This window comes from Williamsia sp. CHRR-6, assembly GCF_018474015.1.
Taxonomy (GTDB): Bacteria; Actinomycetota; Actinomycetes; order Mycobacteriales; family Mycobacteriaceae; genus Williamsia_A.
In genome coordinates, this window is the sequence record NZ_JAHCSG010000001.1 from 188,084 (window position 1) to 205,509 (window position 17,426).

At 68.1% G+C, this 17,426-nt stretch carries 14 protein-coding genes; 9 read left to right on the forward strand and 5 right to left on the reverse strand.

All coding sequences use genetic code 11. From position 1 onward, the window contains the following. Entirely contained in the window at positions 1 to 759 is a 759-nt protein-coding gene (locus KIK15_RS00815; RefSeq protein WP_307851675.1) for an adenosylcobinamide-GDP ribazoletransferase, read from the forward strand. Between the two features lie 16 nt (positions 760 to 775). Here the strand turns inward: KIK15_RS00815 and KIK15_RS00820 are convergent, their stop codons facing one another. Further along, the gene (locus KIK15_RS00820) at positions 776 to 1,882 is read right to left on the reverse strand and encodes a branched-chain amino acid aminotransferase (protein WP_214242283.1); all 1,107 of its coding nucleotides are present in this window, start codon (positions 1,880 to 1,882) and stop codon (positions 776 to 778) included. A 43-nt stretch (positions 1,883 to 1,925) separates the two neighbouring features. Further along, positions 1,926 to 3,053: a glycine cleavage system aminomethyltransferase GcvT gene (gcvT, locus tag KIK15_RS00825; protein ID WP_214242284.1), complete on the reverse strand. Its 1,128-nt coding sequence runs from the start codon at positions 3,051 to 3,053 to the stop codon at positions 1,926 to 1,928. 136 nt (positions 3,054 to 3,189) lie between these two features. Here gcvT and KIK15_RS00830 point away from each other — a divergent pair, with 136 nt between their 5' ends. The 6 genes from KIK15_RS00830 (at position 3,190) to KIK15_RS00855 (ending at position 10,231) form a co-directional block, all read left to right on the forward strand. After that, positions 3,190 to 4,725 carry a leucyl aminopeptidase gene (locus KIK15_RS00830; RefSeq protein WP_214242285.1) on the forward strand — a complete coding sequence of 512 codons (1,536 nt, stop codon included), beginning with the start codon at positions 3,190 to 3,192 and terminating at the stop codon, positions 4,723 to 4,725. Positions 4,726 to 4,914: 189 nt separating this feature from the next. Beyond that, the gene (gene sucB, locus KIK15_RS00835; RefSeq protein WP_214242286.1) at positions 4,915 to 6,711 is read left to right on the forward strand and encodes a 2-oxoglutarate dehydrogenase, E2 component, dihydrolipoamide succinyltransferase; all 1,797 of its coding nucleotides are present in this window, start codon (positions 4,915 to 4,917) and stop codon (positions 6,709 to 6,711) included. Further along, positions 6,711 to 7,613, forward strand: coding sequence for a TIGR01777 family oxidoreductase (locus tag KIK15_RS00840; RefSeq protein WP_214242287.1), 903 nt, complete (start codon positions 6,711 to 6,713; stop codon positions 7,611 to 7,613). The genes sucB and KIK15_RS00840 overlap by 1 nt, the downstream gene beginning before the upstream one ends. Beyond that, on the forward strand, positions 7,600 to 8,361 hold the full coding sequence (gene lipB, locus KIK15_RS00845; protein WP_214242288.1) for a lipoyl(octanoyl) transferase LipB: 762 nt from the start codon (positions 7,600 to 7,602) through the stop codon (positions 8,359 to 8,361). The genes KIK15_RS00840 and lipB overlap by 14 nt, the downstream gene beginning before the upstream one ends. Before the next feature lie 10 nt (positions 8,362 to 8,371). Continuing rightward, a complete protein-coding gene (lipA, locus tag KIK15_RS00850; protein ID WP_374222796.1) occupies positions 8,372 to 9,412 on the forward strand; it encodes a lipoyl synthase in 1,041 nt (346 codons plus the stop codon). Positions 9,413 to 9,487: 75 nt separating this feature from the next. Then, on the forward strand, positions 9,488 to 10,231 hold the full coding sequence (locus KIK15_RS00855; protein ID WP_214242289.1) for a DUF4191 domain-containing protein: 744 nt from the start codon (positions 9,488 to 9,490) through the stop codon (positions 10,229 to 10,231). A gap of 21 nt (positions 10,232 to 10,252) precedes the next feature. Here the strand turns inward: KIK15_RS00855 and KIK15_RS00860 are convergent, their stop codons facing one another. After that, entirely contained in the window at positions 10,253 to 10,717 is a 465-nt protein-coding gene (locus KIK15_RS00860) for an RDD family protein (RefSeq protein ID WP_214242290.1), read from the reverse strand. A 117-nt stretch (positions 10,718 to 10,834) separates the two neighbouring features. Between KIK15_RS00860 and glnA the strand changes: the two genes are divergently transcribed. Both glnA and KIK15_RS18655 read left to right on the forward strand, forming a co-directional pair. Continuing rightward, positions 10,835 to 12,268 (forward strand): type I glutamate--ammonia ligase, encoded by a 1,434-nt coding sequence (glnA, locus tag KIK15_RS00865; RefSeq protein WP_214242291.1) that lies wholly within the window; start codon positions 10,835 to 10,837, stop codon positions 12,266 to 12,268. A gap of 529 nt (positions 12,269 to 12,797) precedes the next feature. Further along, positions 12,798 to 13,352 carry a DUF4189 domain-containing protein gene (locus tag KIK15_RS18655; protein WP_214242292.1) on the forward strand — a complete coding sequence of 185 codons (555 nt, stop codon included), beginning with the start codon at positions 12,798 to 12,800 and terminating at the stop codon, positions 13,350 to 13,352. A gap of 21 nt (positions 13,353 to 13,373) precedes the next feature. Here KIK15_RS18655 and KIK15_RS00875 read toward each other — a convergent pair whose 3' ends face one another. Both KIK15_RS00875 and KIK15_RS00880 read right to left on the reverse strand, forming a co-directional pair. Then, positions 13,374 to 14,342, reverse strand: a complete 969-nt coding sequence (locus tag KIK15_RS00875; RefSeq protein WP_214242293.1) for an endonuclease/exonuclease/phosphatase family protein — start codon at positions 14,340 to 14,342, stop codon at positions 13,374 to 13,376. Next, positions 14,339 to 17,368 carry a bifunctional [glutamine synthetase] adenylyltransferase/[glutamine synthetase]-adenylyl-L-tyrosine phosphorylase gene (locus KIK15_RS00880; protein WP_214242294.1) on the reverse strand — a complete coding sequence of 1,010 codons (3,030 nt, stop codon included), beginning with the start codon at positions 17,366 to 17,368 and terminating at the stop codon, positions 14,339 to 14,341. Before KIK15_RS00880 ends, KIK15_RS00875 begins: the two co-directional genes overlap by 4 nt. Positions 17,369 to 17,426 lie beyond the last annotated feature (58 nt).

The window sequence follows — 17,426 nt, forward strand, 5'->3', positions numbered from 1 at the left end:
GTGGCCGGTCCGGGCGCGGGGTTGCGCGCGGTGCACATGGCGTTCAACTGGTTGACCGTGCTGCCCCTTCCGCAGCCACGCACCGCGCCCGACCGCGCCGCCGGCGCGGGAGCGATCGCGGCGGCACCGGTGGTCGGACTCGCCCTCGGCGGTGCGGTGGCAGGACTCGCCGCCGCCCTCGTGCACACCGACCTCCCGGCCATCGCGGTGGGCACGCTGATGGTCGCCGCACTCGCGCTGACGACCCGCGGCATGCATCTCGACGGGCTGGCCGACACCGTCGACGGCCTGGGCTGCTACGGATCGCCCAAGCGCGCGCGTGAGGTGATGCGCAGCGGATCGGTGGGTCCGTTTGGGGCGGCGGCGTTGACGATGATCCTGCTGGTGCAGGTCGTGCTGTTCGCTGCGCTGGCCACCGATCACCGCTGGGTGGCGATCGCGGCTGCGGTCACGGTGTCACGCTGCGCGGTGGTGGCCGCGTGCCGAACCGGCCTGCAGCCGATACCGGGCGGCTTCGGCGCGTTGGTGGTCGGCACCCAGCGCGCGGCTATCGTCGGCTGGGGGCTGGCCGCCCTGTTCGCCGGGTTGCTGGTTTCCGATCAGTGGTGGCGGGGACCGGCCGCCGTGGCGCTGGTAGCCGGATGGACCTGGTTGATCACCCGGCACTGCGCGCGACGCTTCGAGGGCATCAACGGCGACGTGTTGGGTTTCGTGGTCGAGACATCGTGCGCTGCAGCGCTTCTCGTGCTCGTCGCCTGAGCGCCGGGGCAGGTGGTCAGGCGCCGCGGTAGAGCTCGGTCATCCACCCGTGGGTGTCGGCGAAGGTGCCACGCTGGATGCCGGTCAGGGTGTCGCGCAGCGCGGTGGTCACCTCGCCGGGCTCACCGTCACCGATCTTGTAGTCGTCGGTCTCGCTCTTGACGTGGCCGACCGGGGTGATGACCGCAGCCGTGCCACAGGCGAAGACCTCGGTGATCTCGCCGGCGGCCACGCCGTCGCGTAGTTCGTCGCGGCTCACCTTGCGCTCCTCGACCCCGATCCCGGAGTCGACCGACAGGGTCAGCAACGAGTCCCGCGTGACCCCGGGCAGCAACGACCCCGACAACTCGGGGGTGACCAACCGCGCGTCCGGACCGGAACCGAAGACGAAGAACAGGTTCATCCCGCCCATCTCCTCGATGTAGCGGCGCTCGACGGCGTCAAGCCACACCACTTGCTCACATCCCTGGTCGGCGGCTTGGGCCTGGGCCAGCAACGAGGCGGCATAGTTGCCGCCGGTCTTGGCATCCCCGATACCCCCGGGAGCTGCGCGCACGTATTCGGTCGACAGCCAGACGCTGACCGGCTTGACGCCCTGGGCGAAGTAGGCACCCGCCGGTGAGGCGATCACCACGTACCGGTAGCTCTTCGACGGTCGGACACCCAGTGCCGCCTCGGTCGCGAACATGAAGGGGCGAAGGTACAGCGAGTCCTCACCGCCGGCGGCGGGCACCCACGAGTGGTCGGCGGCGAGCAACGCCCGCAGCGAGGCTATGAAGTCGTCGCCGGAGAGTTCCGGCATGGCCAGGCGCCGCGCCGAGCGGTTGAGTCGCGCCGCGTTGGCGTCGGGCCGAAACGAAGAGATGGTGCCGTCGGGCTGCCGGTAGGCCTTGAGTCCCTCAAAGATCTCCTGCGCGTAGTGCAGCACCATCGCCGAGGGATCGAGTGCGATAGGACCGTAGGGCAGGACCTGAGCCGAATGCCACCCGCGATCGACGTCCCAGTCGATGATCACCATGTTGTCGGTGAAGTGGCTGCCGAACCCGGGAGCCGCGAGGATCTCGGCGCGTCGGGCGTCGGACACCGGGTGGGGATGTTCGGTCCGAGTGAACTGCAGGGTCATCGGGCAATCCTAACGTCCGGTTGCCGTGCGTCTGGAGCCCTGGTCAATCGGTGGACGGGGTGACGAACGGCGGCGCCACCACCTCACAGGGCAGGTCGCGACCCCGGACGTCGACCACCACCGTGTCACCGTCGGAGACTTCCGCCGCAGTGTCGATCAGCGCCAGCGCGATGCCCTGCTTGAGGCTGGGTGAGAAGGTACCCGAGGTGCAGAATCCGACGGTCTGGTCTGCGACCCGAACCACACAGTCGGCGCGGGGCACACCACGACCGAGTGCTCGCAACCCGCGCAGGCGCCGCACCGGACCTGCCTGCTTTTCCGCCAACAGCGCTGCGCGACCAAAGAATTCGGGCTTGGACCACCCCACTGCCCACCCGCTGCGCGCCTGCAGCGGGCTGATCGTGGCCGACAGTTCGTGCCCGTGCAACGGATAACCCATCTCGGTACGCAGGGTGTCGCGGGCTCCCAGTCCGGCAGGCAGACCACCGGCCGCGCTCACCTGGGCGAGCACCGCGGTGAACACCGCTGCGGTGTCATCCCATTGCGGCACCAGTTCGTATCCGTGTTCACCGGTGTATCCGGTGCGGCACACCCGGATCGGCCGGGCCACCCCATCGAGTTCGATCTCCGCGTCGGCGAAGGCCATATACTCCATGTCGGTGGGCAGATCGAGGGCGTTGAGGACCTGGCTCGATCTCGGGCCCTGCACTGCGAGCACGCCGAAGTCACGGTGGCGATCCCGCACCTCGATCCCGTCGGGCGCCACCGCCGCCAGAGCGGCCACCACCGCGGCGGTGTTGGCCGCGTTGGGCACCAGGAACACATCGTCGTCGGACACCAGGTAGGCGATGAGATCGTCGACAACCCCACCGGAGTCGTTGGCACACAACGTGTATTGCGCTTTACCGGCAGCGATGCGGCCGAGATCGTTGGTCAGCGTGCGGTTGACGAACTCGGCGGCGCCGGGCCCGGTCACCGAGGCCTTGCCCAGGTGCGACACGTCGAACAGTCCAACGGTTTCCCGAACCGCGGTGTGCTCGGCCACCGTCCCCGAGTACGAGACCGGCATCGACCAGCCGCCGAACTCGGCGAACGTCGCCTCGAGACCCCGATGCAGGTCGTCGAGGGGGCCGAGCAACGGTGCGGGGTCCGACGCGCTGTGCTCACTCATGGCGCCAACCTATCCCAGACCTTCACTAGGCTGACGAGGTACGCGACGCCACCGGGTTCGAAGCGGCGCGCAACCGATCGACCGCACCATCGGACCTCGATCGGCCATCCCTCGACCACCCTTGGAGGAATCACTCGTGACCACAGCCGGCGCCCGCACACTCGGACCCACGCTCACCCTCGCCACCACCTTGCCCGATCCGGGTGCGACACCCGGCCCCGAGGTCCTGGTCATCGGGCTGTTGCGCGTCACCGGCGATGACGACTCCGCCACCGACCCGGCGCTCGCGGTTGGGTCGGGTCTGCTGGCGGACACGGTGGTCGCCGAGATCGCCGCGGGGTTGGCGGCGGTCGGGGCCACCGGCACCACCGGTGAGCTGTCGCGGATCGCCGCTCCTGCGGGCCTCGGTGTACGCAGCGTGCTCGCCGTCGGGCTCGGTGCACAGACCGAGGATCCGACCGCGGAGTCGGTGCGCCGGGCCGCCGGCGTCGCCGCGCGCGCCCTGACCGGCACCGCGTCGGCGATCACCACGCTGTCGACGTTGGACCCAGGTGCTGCGGCCGAGGGGTTCTTCCTCGGCGCCTACCGGTTCGAGGAGTTCCGGACCCCGAAGTCGGCTTCGGACACCGCCCCGTTGGGCGCGGTGACGCTGCTCGGATCTGCCGACGACGCAGCTGCGATCGACCGAGCTGCTGCCATCGGTACTGCGGTGGCCACCGCGCGCGATCTGGTCAACACCCCGCCCAGCCATCTCTATCCCGAGGTGTTCGCCACGCGCGCAGCCGAACTCGGCGCCCAGGCCGGCCTCGAGGTGGAGGTCCTCGACGACGAGGCGTTGGTCGCGGGTGGATACGGCGGGATCGTCGGCGTGGGCAAAGGCAGTTCTCGTCTGCCCCGGATGGTGCGACTGCACTACAGTGCGCCGACACCAGAAGCGAAAACCGTTGCGCTGGTGGGCAAAGGCATCACCTTCGACACCGGCGGCATCTCCATCAAACCGGCTGCGGGCATGGAGAACATGACCTCGGACATGGGTGGTGCGGCCGCGGTGATCGCGACGGTGGTGTTGGCCGCGCAGCTGGGGGTCGGGGTGAACGTGACCGCCACCGTGCCGATGGCCGAGAACATGCCCTCGGCCACCGCGCAGCGGCCTGGCGACGTGCTCACCCAGTACGGGGGGATCACCGTCGAGGTCATCAACACCGACGCCGAGGGGCGCTTGATCTTGGCCGACGCCATCGTGCGGGCGTGCGAGGACCGACCCGACTATCTCATCGACACCGCCACCCTCACCGGCGCGCAGATGGTGGCGCTGGGTACCCGCACGCCGGGGGTGATGGGCACCGACGAGTTCCGCGATCGCGTGGCTGCCATCTCCCAGTCGATCGGCGAAAACGGCTGGCCGATGCCGTTTCCCGAGGAGCTCGCCGCCGACCTGAAGTCGCGGGTGGCCGATCTGGCCAACGTCACCAACCACCGGTGGGGCGGCATGTTGGCGGCCGGTGTCTTCCTGCGCGATTTCGTGGCCGAGGGCGTTCAGTGGGCTCACATCGACGTCGCGGGCCCCGCGTTCAACACCGGAGGGCCGTGGGGCTACACGCCCAAGGGTGGCACCGGCGTACCGGTGCGCACGATGATCGCCGTCATCGAGGACATCGCCGCCGCAGGCTGACCGGGGCCCGCGAAACGTGCCCACGATGTGACCGCAGTTCGACCCGGCCGCACCAGAGCCTGCGGGTAGGGTTTTCTCCAGAGGGGGCGGGCTACACCACGCCGCGCCCGCAGCTGCCCGGTCGCCCCACCCGTGCGACCTGACACGCGACCGCACACACATCGGATCTCGAGTCGAGGAGTCGACAGCATGGCCTTCTCCGTCAACATGCCCGCACTGGGTGAAAGCGTCACCGAGGGAACGGTGACCCGTTGGTTGAAGCAGGAGGGCGACACCGTCAGCGAAGACGAGCCGTTGCTCGAGGTGTCGACCGACAAGGTCGACACCGAGATCCCCTCCCCCGCTGCCGGTGTGCTGCTGAAGATCGTCGCCGCCGAAGACGACGTGGTGGAGATCGGTGGACTGTTGGCCGAGATCGGTGAGGCAGGCGAGGCCGCCGCGCCCGAGGACACCCCAGCTGCCCAAGCCCCCGCTGATCACACTCCTGCGGCCCAGACTCCCCCCGCCGAAGCAGCCCCCGCCGCACAACCGGCAGCTGCGGCGCCCGCTCCCGCGGCCCCGGCTGCCGGGGCGACCGGGACCACCGTCGCGATGCCCGAGCTGGGCGAGAGCGTCACCGAGGGCACGGTCACCAACTGGCTCAAAGCCGTCGGTGACACCGTGGCCGCCGACGAGCCGCTGGTCGAAGTGTCGACCGACAAGGTGGACACCGAGATCCCGTCACCGGTTGCAGGCACCTTGCTGGAGATCGTCGCGGCCACCGACGACGTGGTCGCCGTCGGCGGACCGTTGGCGATCATCGGGTCAGCCTCAGCCGCCCCGACTCCCCCACCCCCGGCTCCTGCTCCCGCCGCCCCCGAACCCGCTCCCGCCCCGGCGGCCCCCGAGCCGGCCCCGGCGGCAGCGACGCCTCCGCCGGCACCTGCGGCAGCGACCGCTGCTCCGACACCGCCTGCTCCGGCTGCCGCTGCACCGACTGCCGCGCCGTCATCGGGCTCCACCGGTTCCACCCCGTACGTGACCCCGCTGGTCCGGAAACTGGCAGCCGAGAACAACGTCGACCTCAACACGGTGACCGGCACCGGCGTGGGCGGCCGCATCCGCAAGCAGGATGTGCTGGCCGCTGCCGAGGCCGCTGCGGCACCGGCCGAACCCACCCCGACGCCTGCTGCACCGACCCCAACCGCATCGGCACCGGCGGCATCGGCACCCGCGGCGTCGGCGACGTCGGCCGCGCCGACGGCACGACCTGAACTCGAGGCATTGCGCGGCACCAGCCAGAAGGCCAGCCGTATCCGTCTGATCACCGCGAAGAAGACCCGTGAGTCGCTGCAGACCAGTGCCCAGCTCACCCAGGTCTTCGAAGTCGACCTGACACGCGTCGTCGCGCTCCGCGCGGCCGCCAAGGAGTCGTTCGCGGCGTCGCAGGGCGTCAACCTGACGTACCTGCCCATCATCGCCAAGGCGACGGTGGAGGCACTGAAGGCGCACCCGAACGTCAACGCCAGCATCGATGAAGACGCCAAGGAGATCACCTACCACGGCTCGGTCAACCTCGGCATCGCCGTCGACACCGAGCAGGGTCTGCTCTCGCCGGTCATCCACAACGCAGACGACCTGTCGATCGCCGGCCTCGCGCGGGCCATCGCCGACATCGCCGCCCGCGCCCGCAGCAACAACCTCAAGCCCGACGAGTTGGCCGGCGGCACGTTCACCATCACCAACATCGGTAGCCAGGGAGCGCTGTTCGACACCCCGATCCTGGTCCCGCCGCAGGCGGCCATGCTAGGAACCGGAGCGATCGTCAAGCGCCCCACCGTGATCACCGCTGAGGACGGTTCGGAGTCGATCGCGGTGCGGTCGATGTCCTACCTACCGCTCACCTACGATCACCGCCTCATCGACGGCGCCGACGCCGGACGTTTCCTCACCACGGTGAAACAGCGCCTGCAGGACGCGGCCTTCGAGGCGGAACTGGGACTGTAGTGCGCGTTGCCATCGCCGGGTCGTCAGGTCTGATCGGTACCGCACTACGTGCGTCGCTGCTGCGGGACGGCCACGACGTGGTGCGGCTGGTGCGCCGCGAACCTCGGGCACCGGGCGAGGTGGGTTGGTCGCCGGCAACCTTCGGTCTCGGCACCGACGCACTCGACGGTGTAGATGCCGTGGTCAACCTGTGCGGGGTCGGCATCGGTGACCGTCCGTGGTCTGGTCAGTTCCGACAGACATTGCGCGACAGCCGGATCACCCCCACCGAAGCTCTCATCGACGCAGTTGTGGAGCGAGGGGTGAGCACCGTGCTCAACGCCAGCGCCACTGGCATCTACGGGTACACCTCCGGCGAGGTGGTCACCGAGCGCAGCCCCGCCGGGACCGGATTTCTCGCCGATCTGGTCAGCGACTGGGAACAAGCAGCCACCGCCGGGGTGTCCACCCCTGGATGCACCACCCGCGTAGTGCTGATGCGCACCGCGCCGGTCCTGTCGTCATCGGGTGGGCTGTTGGGCAAGCTGCGACCGCTGTTCCGACTCGGACTCGGTGGCCGACTCGGTGACGGTCAGCAATACCTGTCGTGGATCACACTCGCCGACCACATCCGCGCGATGCGCCACGTGCTGGACGGACCGGCGACGGCGGTCAGCGGGCCGGTGAACTTCGCCGCGCCACATCCGGTCACCAACAGCGAGTTCACCCGCGCGTTCGCCGCCGCCCTGGGCACCAAGGCCCGGGTATCGGTACCGGGCCGCGTGTTACGGACGGTGGCCGGTGGACTGGCCGAGGAGATGCTGCTCGGCGGCCAACGCGCGGTACCCGAGGTGCTCACCACGTCGGGGTTCGAGTTCTCCCATCCCACGATCGACGAAGGTCTCGCCCATGTCATCCGATGAGCGGCGGCCGGCAACCAGTGCCCGTCGCGACCCGACCGACATCGAGGTCCGTCAGCTCGGAGTGGTCGACTACGCCGACGCGTTCGCCGAACAACACCGACTGGCCGCCGAACGGGCCGAAGGCACCCTCGACCACGACGTGCTGTTGATGCTCGAACATCCGCCGGTGTACACCGCCGGACGGCGCACCGCCCCCGAGGACCGCCCCGTCGACGACACGCCGGTGGTGGATGTCGATCGTGGCGGGAAGATCACCTGGCACGGCCCGGGACAGCTGGTCGGGTATCCGATCGTCGCGTTGGCCGAACCACTCGATGTCGTCGACTACGTACGACGCATCGAGGAGGCGATGATCTCAGCATGCGCGGGTGTCGGTGTGGTCGCAGTACGGGTGGCCGATCGCTCCGGGGCGTGGGTGCTGGGCGACCCGGCTGCGGGAACCACCGACCGCAAGGTCGGTGCCATTGGCATTCGGGTGGCCAAAGGGGTTGCGTTGCATGGCTTTGCGCTCAACTGCAACCCCGATCTGACTGCCTTCTCCGCCATCGTCCCGTGCGGTATCCCCGACGCCGGGGTGACATCTTTGTCGACCGAGTTGGGTCGAGCGGTGACGGTCGCTGAGATCACCGAATCGATGGCACGCGCGGTCATCGACGCACTCGACGGACGATTGCCGGTGGTCCCCACCGCATCGGGCACGACGACCACCGCAACGGCGCCGCAGGTCCTGACCCCGCCCCCGGCGTAGGATCGTTTCGGTGACCGACTCTGCGCCAACCGGACAGACTGCACCCACGGCTCCGTCGGGCCGCAAGCTGTTGCGGCTCGAGGTCCGCAACGCCGAGACCCCCATCGAACGCAAACCCGCATGGATCCGCACCCGCGCCACCATGGGACCCGAGTTCACCGAGCTCAAGAGCCTGGTGAAACGCGAAGGGCTGCACACGGTGTGCGAAGAGGCAGGATGCCCCAACATCTACGAGTGCTGGGAGGACCGGGAGGCGACCTTCCTCATCGGCGGTGAGCAGTGCACACGGCGCTGCGACTTCTGCCAGATCGACACCGGGAAACCCGCCGACCTCGACCGCGACGAGCCGCGCCGGGTCGCCGAGAGCGTCCAGGCGATGGGACTGCGCTACTCGACCATCACCGGCGTGGCCCGCGACGACCTCCCCGACGGTGGCGCATGGCTGTACGCCGAGACGGTCCGCGAGATCAAGCGCCTCAACCCGGCGACCGGTGTGGAGCTGTTGATACCGGACTTCAACGCCGACCCCGATCAGCTGGCCGAGGTGTTCTCATCCAGACCAGAAGTGTTGGCCCACAACGTGGAGACGGTTCCGCGTATCTTCAAACGGATCCGGCCCGCGTTTCGCTACCAGCGCAGTCTCGACGTCATCACCGCAGCGCGCGCAGCCGGTCTGGTGACGAAGTCGAACCTCATCCTCGGCATGGGTGAGACTCCTGAGGAGGTACGTGCGGCGATCACCGATCTACACGGCGCCGGCTGCGACATCCTGACCATCACCCAGTATCTGCGACCCTCGCCGCGCCACCATCCCGTCGACCGGTGGGTGAAACCCGAAGAGTTCGTGGAGCACTCGGAGTTCGCCGAGGCCGCGGGATTCGCCGGGGTGATGGCCGGTCCTCTGGTCCGGTCGTCGTATCGGGCCGGTCGCCTGTATGCACAAGCGATGGCCCACAACGGTCGCGAGGTCCCGGCGTCGATGGCGCATCTGGCCGACGAGTCCGGCGCGGCTCAGGAGGCCACCTCGGTACTGGCCCGTCTGGCGCGCTGAGCAACCACCCAGCCCCGGCCACCTCGGCGTCAACCGTGTGATTCCCCGGCCACGTCGGCCAGTATCCTGAACCGCATGGCGAAGGCACCGGATTCCAAAGAAGCCAAGGCCGCGGCCAAGGCCGCGCGCAAGAAGGCCTCACGCGAGCGTCGATCTCAGCTGTGGCAGGCGTTCAACATGCAGCGCCGCGAGGACAAGTGGCTGCTCCCGTTGATGATCGGTTCGCTGCTCGGCGTCATCGCGTTGTTCACGGTGCTCGGTATCGTCTTCGGCCTGCTGCTCTTCCTGCTTCCGCTGGGCATCTTGCTGGGAATCCTGGTCGCGTTCATCGTGTTCGGCCGCCGAGTGCAGAGCACTGTGTTCGCCCGGGCCGAGGGTCAGGCGGGCGCTGCGGGCTGGGCCCTGGACAACATGCGCGGCGCCTGGCGGGTGAAGCAGGCTGTCACCGGAACCGCTCATCTCGACGCCGTGCACCGGGTGATCGGCAAGCCAGGCGTCATCCTGGTCGCCGAAGGCGCACCCAGTCGGGTCAAATCACTTCTCGCGCAAGAGAAGAAGAAGATCGCGCGGGTGGTCGGCGACACGCCCATCTATGACGTGGTGGTCGGCAACGACGAGGGGCAGGTGCCCCTAAAACAGTTGGAGAAGTTCCTCAACAAGCTGCCGCGCAACATCGACACCAAGCGCATGGACGCCCTCGAGTCACGCTTGTCTGCCCTGGGTGGCCGGCAGGCCGGACCACGAGTGCCCAAGGGCCCGATGCCCGCCGGGGCGAAGATGCGTAACGTTCAACGCGCTGCTCGCAAACGCGGCGCCTGATCGATCCCTGTCGACGCGAGTTCAGCGGGTGCGCACCAACGCGGTCTGGGTGGCGCGATCGTGTAGTCCACGGCCATCGGGGTCATTGATCAGCGGCGGGACCAAGAAGACGATCAACACCTGACGCGCGAGAGCACGCACGATCCCGACCGACGCGGCACCGTCGACTCGAACCACCTTCACGCCGGTGATGAACTGTCCAGGCGTGAAGGAGAACAGCGTCACCGACACGACCCCGATCACGAACCACACCGCGAGGACCACCGTGGAGATCGACGGTGAGGTGAACCGGACGAAGAGCAACGCGATCGCCCCGGCCATGAACCAGTCGACGAACAGCGTGAGAACCCGATGCCAGGACGAGGCCAACGAATTCGGTCCGGACTCGGCGAGACCCAGTTTCTCCCCGCGATACGCACCCACGTCGGCGGGCTGATCGAACGCAGCCTGCGGACCGGAAAGCCAAGAACCCGTCATACGACCCATGTCTCCACTATAGGCAGTGTTCGCGGTCGCTCCCGGGGGCTAATGTGAAGCGCGCACCACACGTTCGTCACGCGGTCGTCACACGACGGTCGACATCAGCAAAGGAGACACCAGACGGTGTACAGCACACAGGAAGAACTGCTCGAAGGCATCAAGGCCGAGGGCGTCGAGTATGTCGACATCCGCTTCTGCGACCTGCCCGGCGTGATGCAACACTTCTCGATCCCCGCCTCGGCGTTCGACGACAGCGTCTTCACCGACGGTCTGGCGTTCGACGGGTCGTCGGTGCGCGGCTTCCAGTCGATCGACGAGTCGGACATGATGCTGCTGCCCGACCCGGCCACCGCGCGAATCGATCCGTTCCGCAAGGCCAAGACGATGAACGTCAGCTTCTTCGTCCACGACCCGTTCACCCGCGAGGCCTACAGCCGCGACCCCCGCAACGTCGCCCGCAAGGCCCAGGACTACCTGGCCTCCACCGGCATCGCCGACACCTGCTTCTTCGGTGCCGAGGCCGAGTTCTACATCTTCGACTCGGTCTCGTTCAGCTCGGACATGAACTCCACCCACTACGAGGTCGAATCAGAGTCGGGATGGTGGAACGCGGGCTCGCCGACCGATCCCGACGGTTCGCCGAACCTCGGCTACAAGGTGCGCCCCAAGGGCGGCTACTTCCCCGTCGCCCCGTACGACCACTACGTCGACCTGCGCGATCAGATGGCGACCAACCTGCAGAACTCGGGGTTCACCCTCGAACGCGGCCACCACGAGGTGGGAACCGCCGGCCAGGCCGAGATCAACTACAAGTTCAACACGCTGCTGCACGCGGCCGACGACGTGATGCTGTTCAAGTACATCATCAAGAACACCGCCTGGCAGCAGGGCAAGTCGGTCACCTTCATGCCCAAGCCGCTCTTCGGTGACAACGGTTCGGGCATGCACTGCCACCAGTCGCTGTGGAAGGACGGCAAGCCGCTGTTCCACGACGAGGCCGGCTACGCGGGTCTGTCGGACCTGGCGCGCCACTACATCGGCGGCATCCTGCACCACGCGCCGTCCCTGCTGGCGTTCACCAACCCCACCGTGAACAGCTACAAGCGTCTGGTGCCCGGCTACGAGGCCCCCATCAACCTGGTCTACAGCCAGCGCAACCGCAGTGCCTGCGTGCGCATCCCGATCACCGGCAACAACCCCAAGGCCAAGCGCCTGGAGTTCCGTTGCCCCGACAGCTCAGGCAACCCGTACCTGGCGTTCGCGGCGATGATGATGGCCGGACTCGACGGCATCAAGAACAAGATCGAGCCGCACGAGCCCGTCGACAAGGACCTCTACGAGCTGCCGCCCGAGGAAGCCAAGGGCATCCCGCAGGCCCCCACCTCGCTGGCCGCAGTCATCGACCGCCTCGAGGAGGATCACGAATACCTCACCGCCGGTGGCGTTTTCACCGAGGACCTGATCGAGACCTGGATCAACCTCAAGCGTGAGAACGAGATCCTGCCGGTGCAGATCCGCCCGCACCCGTACGAGTTCTCGCTGTATTACGACTGCTGAGTCGTCCGTGCTGATCGCGACCCGCTCCGGCAACCGCCGGGGCGGGTCGTGTCACATTTGCCCGGGCATGTGTCTGGTTGCGCCACGGATGTGATTGCCTTGACATATGACTGAGCCACATCCGCGCGAGAAGTCATTCGGGTACGGGGAGTATCCGACCCCCCAGGGTGAGCCCACCAACCCTGCATCGCCCGGTCCCGAGAGGATCTGGCCACCCGCTATACCGCAGTCCTATCCGCCGCCGGTCCCACCACGTTCGGCCACGCCGCACCGAGAAGTACCCCGGGTCCCGGCGCCTGAGACCGCACGAACATCACCGCCCACCTACACCGCACCGAACCAGCCGCCACCGGCAGCAGGACAGTACGGTTCAGCTCTCCCGACGCCACCCGGGCCCGGCCCGCATCCGCCCACCGGTCCGTATCCGCCGGCTGGGTTCCCCGGCCCTCCCGGCATCCCACCGCCCACCCCACAGTGGCCGAACCAGCCGCCCCGGCAGGGTCTGTCGACCGGCGCGATAGTAGCCATCGTGGTCGCGATCGCCGCGTTGCTCGTCGGCGGTGGCGGACTGGCGATCTTCTTCATCAACCGCTCCGACGACTCAAGCACCACCACCGACGCCGACTCGAGATCGTCGGCGACCGTTCAGAACTCCACACTGCCGAGTTCCGCGGTTGACGACTCCTCCGACCCGGATTCGTCGCCGAGTGGCGCCGAGGTACCGAGCACCGAATCGGCACCGACGACCTCGGCGGCAGCAGCCGCACCACCGCCGCCGCCCATCGACTACTTCGGGGCCATCGCGATCTCGCGGACCACCGCTGACGTCGGCTACGCGATAAACATGCGCGATCAGGCGTCGGCCAACAACGCCGCCATGTCCCAATGCGGCCAATCCACGTGTGAGATCGTGGCGAGCTTCCGCAATGCGTGCGGAGCCGTGGCTCAGTCTCCGGTGAACCTTTATTGGGGGTGGTCCTCAAACGGGTCCAAGCAGGTCGCGATCAACGAAGCGATCGGTCAGGTGCAGGGCCCGGATCCCAAGGTCATCACCGCACAATGCACCGACAACGCCTTGCCATGATCCCCGCCGCGCGTGCACCGATCAGCGAACGACCAGATCGGCCACGATCCCACGGTGATCTGAGCCGTTGATGGCGAACGCATCGAGGCCGTCTGCGACGAATCCCCGCGCCACGATGTGATCGATACCGATCAACGGTGGATACCACCGGTCCGCCGGATAGGTGGGCACCCAACCTGCCCCCGACTGCTCGGCGGCATCGGCGTATCCCCCGTCAAGTAGCTCGCGGAACTGTGCGTGATCCCAGGTGGCGTTGAAGTCGCCGGCGGCCACCACTCGAGAAACTTTCTCGGACTGCAGGATCGAGCGAATGCGGCCCATCTCGCGCACCCAGTTGCCCGGGTCGTACGGGTAGGGCGGGATGGGGTGCAGTGCGTACACCGCCGTCGGTAGGGAGCCCGGAAGGTCGATGACCGCGCGCACGTTGTTGAACTCGAACTCGTCGAAGTGAATGGTCTCACGCAGCGGATAGCGGCTCACGATCGCACTCCCCACCCCGCCGCGTCCCGGCATCACATATGCGTACGGCAGGTGCGTGGACAGCGCGGTACGCGACAGACGTTGCTGCGCTTGCGGAGTCAGCTCGACGAGGGTGAGGATATCCACCTTGCGGACGATTGCGCGACGCGCCAGCGCGTCGACGTCGGCCAGGCCGAGCTTGAGGTTGGCCTGCATGACGGTGACTCGGGTGCCCGTCGACACTCCCGCCGAGACGAACAGCGGCATCTGGGTCGCCAGCGTCGCCGCCACCAGCGTCGCGGCGAATGCGGTCGAGATCCAGCGGCGGGTCACTCCGAACACCACCACCGCGACCATCGCGGCCACCGCGGCCAGCGGTACTCCGGCGGCTGCCGCAGTCGACACCCGTCCGCGCCCGGGATGCAGGTGCAACCACACGCCGGTGGCGGCGATCGCGCAGAGCGCCCACGCCGTCGCCGACACGACGGCCGCCCCGATAGCTGCTCGCCGCGACGACGGCGTCCGACTCACCCGCCGAACACCTTGAGCACCACGGCTTTTGCTCGCCGGGTGACGCGCAGATAGTTGTCGAGGAACTCGGCTGCCTTCTCATCTCCCCAGCCTGCGGCAAACGCCACCGCGCGCAGATGCGCACCCGGGCCAGGTAGTTCGTCAACGGCCTTGCCGCGCACCAGGACCAACGCGTTGCGAGCTGCGGTCGCGGTCAACCACGCCTCCTTGAGCAGCACCACATCGGTCTCGCTCAGCAGTTCGGCGGCGCCGATGGCGTCGAGGGTCTGCAGGGTGGAAGTGTTGTGCAGCGACGGAAGCCGGTGCGCGTGACGGAGTTGCAGCAGCTGCACCGTCCACTCGATATCGGCCAGCCCGCCGCGACCGAGCTTGGTGTGCATCGCCGGGTCGGCCCCACGCGGCAGCCGTTCGGCGTCGACCCGAGCCTTGATGCGCCGGATCTCGTTGACCGCCTCCGCCGACACCCCACCCTCGGGATAGCGCACCGGATCGATCGTGTGCAGGAACTCCAGGCCCAGCTTCTCGTCACCGGCCACCGGGTGAGCCCGCAACAGTGCCTGCACCTCCCACGGTTGCGCCCACTGCTGGTAGTAGGCGGCGTAGGAGGCCAGCGTCCGCACCACCGGACCGTTGCGACCCTCCGGCCGCAATCCGGTGTCCACCTCCAGCGGCGGATCGGCGCTCGGGGTTCCCAGCAGGGTGCGCACCCGATCGGCCACCGTGTCCGCCCATCGCACTGCCTCCGAGTCGGCCACGCCGGAGGAGGGGTCGCACACGAACAACACGTCGGCATCGGAGCCATAGCCCAGCTCGCCGCCGCCGAGACGACCCATCCCGATCACCGCCAGCCGCCCGGGTGGTGGGCCGACGCGCTCGGTGAGATCGGCCACGACCACCGCGATGGCCGCGTTGAGCACGGCCGACCAGACCCGCGACAGCGCCTCGCAGACAGCCGGGATGTCGAGCAAGCCCAGCAGGTCGGCCGAGGCGATACGGGCGAGCTCAGCACGCCGATGCGACCGGGCGACGGCGATTCCGCGACTCGGATCACCCTGCCGAACAGCCGAGGCCACCAGTCCGTTGACGATGTCGTTGGGATCGACCTGTGTGAGTTTCGGTCCGGTGGCCGAGTCGGCGTAGAGCCGGATGGTCTCCGGTGAACGGATCAACAGGTCTGACACGTACGCCGAGGTGCCCAGCACCCGCATGAGTCGCTCGGCCACGACACCCTCATCGCGGAGCAACCGTAGGAACCACTCCTGGTCGGACAATGAGTCGCACAGGCGCCGGTAGTTCAACAGGCCCGAGTCGGGGTCGGGGGTACGACTGATCCACTCCAACAGCGTGGGCAGCAACAATTCCTGGATCTGCCCGCGCCGACCTGGGGCCGAGATCAGCGCCCGCAGGTGACTCAGCGCGTGCTCGGGTTTGGCGTACCCCAGTGCTCGCAGACGACGCACCGCAGCGGTGTCGGACAGCCGCAGTCCGTCCCGGTCGATGCGGGCAACCGCCTCCAACAACGGTCGGTAGAACAACTTCTCGTGCAGGCGCCGAACCCGTTGCGACTGCCGCCTGATCTCCTCCCGCAGCGACCCGGCCGCATCCAGACCGCCCTCGGGCCGGAAGTGGGCGGCCCGGGCCAGCCAGCGCATCGCCTCGGCGTCGTCGAACTCGGGCAACAGGTGGGTGCGCTTGAGACGTTGCAGCTGCAGTCGGTGTTCGAGCAGTCGCAGGAACTCGTACGACGCGGTGAGGTTGGCCCCGTCATCGCGACCCACATACCCACCGGCGGTCAACGCGGTCAGCGCGTCGACGGTGGACAACACCCGCAGCGACGTGTCCACCCGGCCGTGCACCAACTGCAGCATCTGCACCGCAAACTCCACATCCCGCAGGCTGCCGCTGCCGAGCTTCAACTCCCGGGCCCGAAGACTCTCGGGCACAGCGCTTTCCACCCGTCGCCGCATGGCCTGCACTTCGGACACGAAATCGTCGCGCTCGCAGGCCAACCACACCATCGGCGACACCGCGTCGAGGTAGTCGCGGCCCAGCGCCATGTCACCGGTCATCGGGCGGGCCTTGAGTAGCGCCTGGAACTCCCAGGTCTTGGCCCACCGCTGGTAGTAGGCCACGTGCGAGGCCAGGGTGCGGGTCAACGCCCCTGCCTTGCCTTCGGGCCGCAGCGCGGCGTCGACCTCGAAGAAGGCGAGGTTGCCGATCCGCATCATCTCACCGGCTAGCCGCGACGACATCGCATCAGCCGGTTCGCTGACGAAGATCACGTCGACATCGCTGACATAATTCAGTTCTCGGGCGCCGCATTTGCCCATCGCGATCACCGCGATACGCACCGGCAGCGGTGCGGTGGGACAGACCTCGGCGATGGCCACGGCCAACGCTGCGGTGAGCGCCGCATCGGCCAGATCGGCCAGGTACTCCCCCACCTGCCGCAGCCACAGCACCGGCTCATCCTCCACAGCTGGGGCCAGATCACGAGCCGCCAACTGCAACAGTGCGTTTCGATACGCCGACCGCAGCGCTACGATGGCCGGCGGGCCGGTCACCGAGGCCCGGAACAACCGCCCACCCGCCGCGACATCACGGGTCTGACCGTCGTGCGGATCGGGCTCGCACACAGCACCCACCGCATCGAGCAAGACGGTGAACATCTCCTCGGGGGTCGGCAACTCATCGCAATCGAGCAGCCGCCAGCTACTCGTCTGGGCCACCAGGTGATCGGCCAATGCCTCCGACGAGCCCAGCACCCCGAACAAGCGTCCACGGAAACACGGCCGGTCTCGTAACCGCTGATCGATCTCGGCCCAGTCGTCGCCGACCGCTGCATGCAACCGCACCAGGCCACGCAAAGCCAGATCAGGGTCGGGTGCCCGCGACAACGACCACAGGACGGGGATGTAGGCACCCGTGGACCAGCCGAGCGTGGCCAGATCGGTGGGTGCGGTCGCGTCCAGCAAGCCCAACCGACCCGGTCCGGGCACCGTTGCCCGAGGTGCAGCAGATGTCACAAGAGACGACGGTAGCCGTAGGGCGCGACGATGATGAAAACCGTGGCCGACCCGGCCG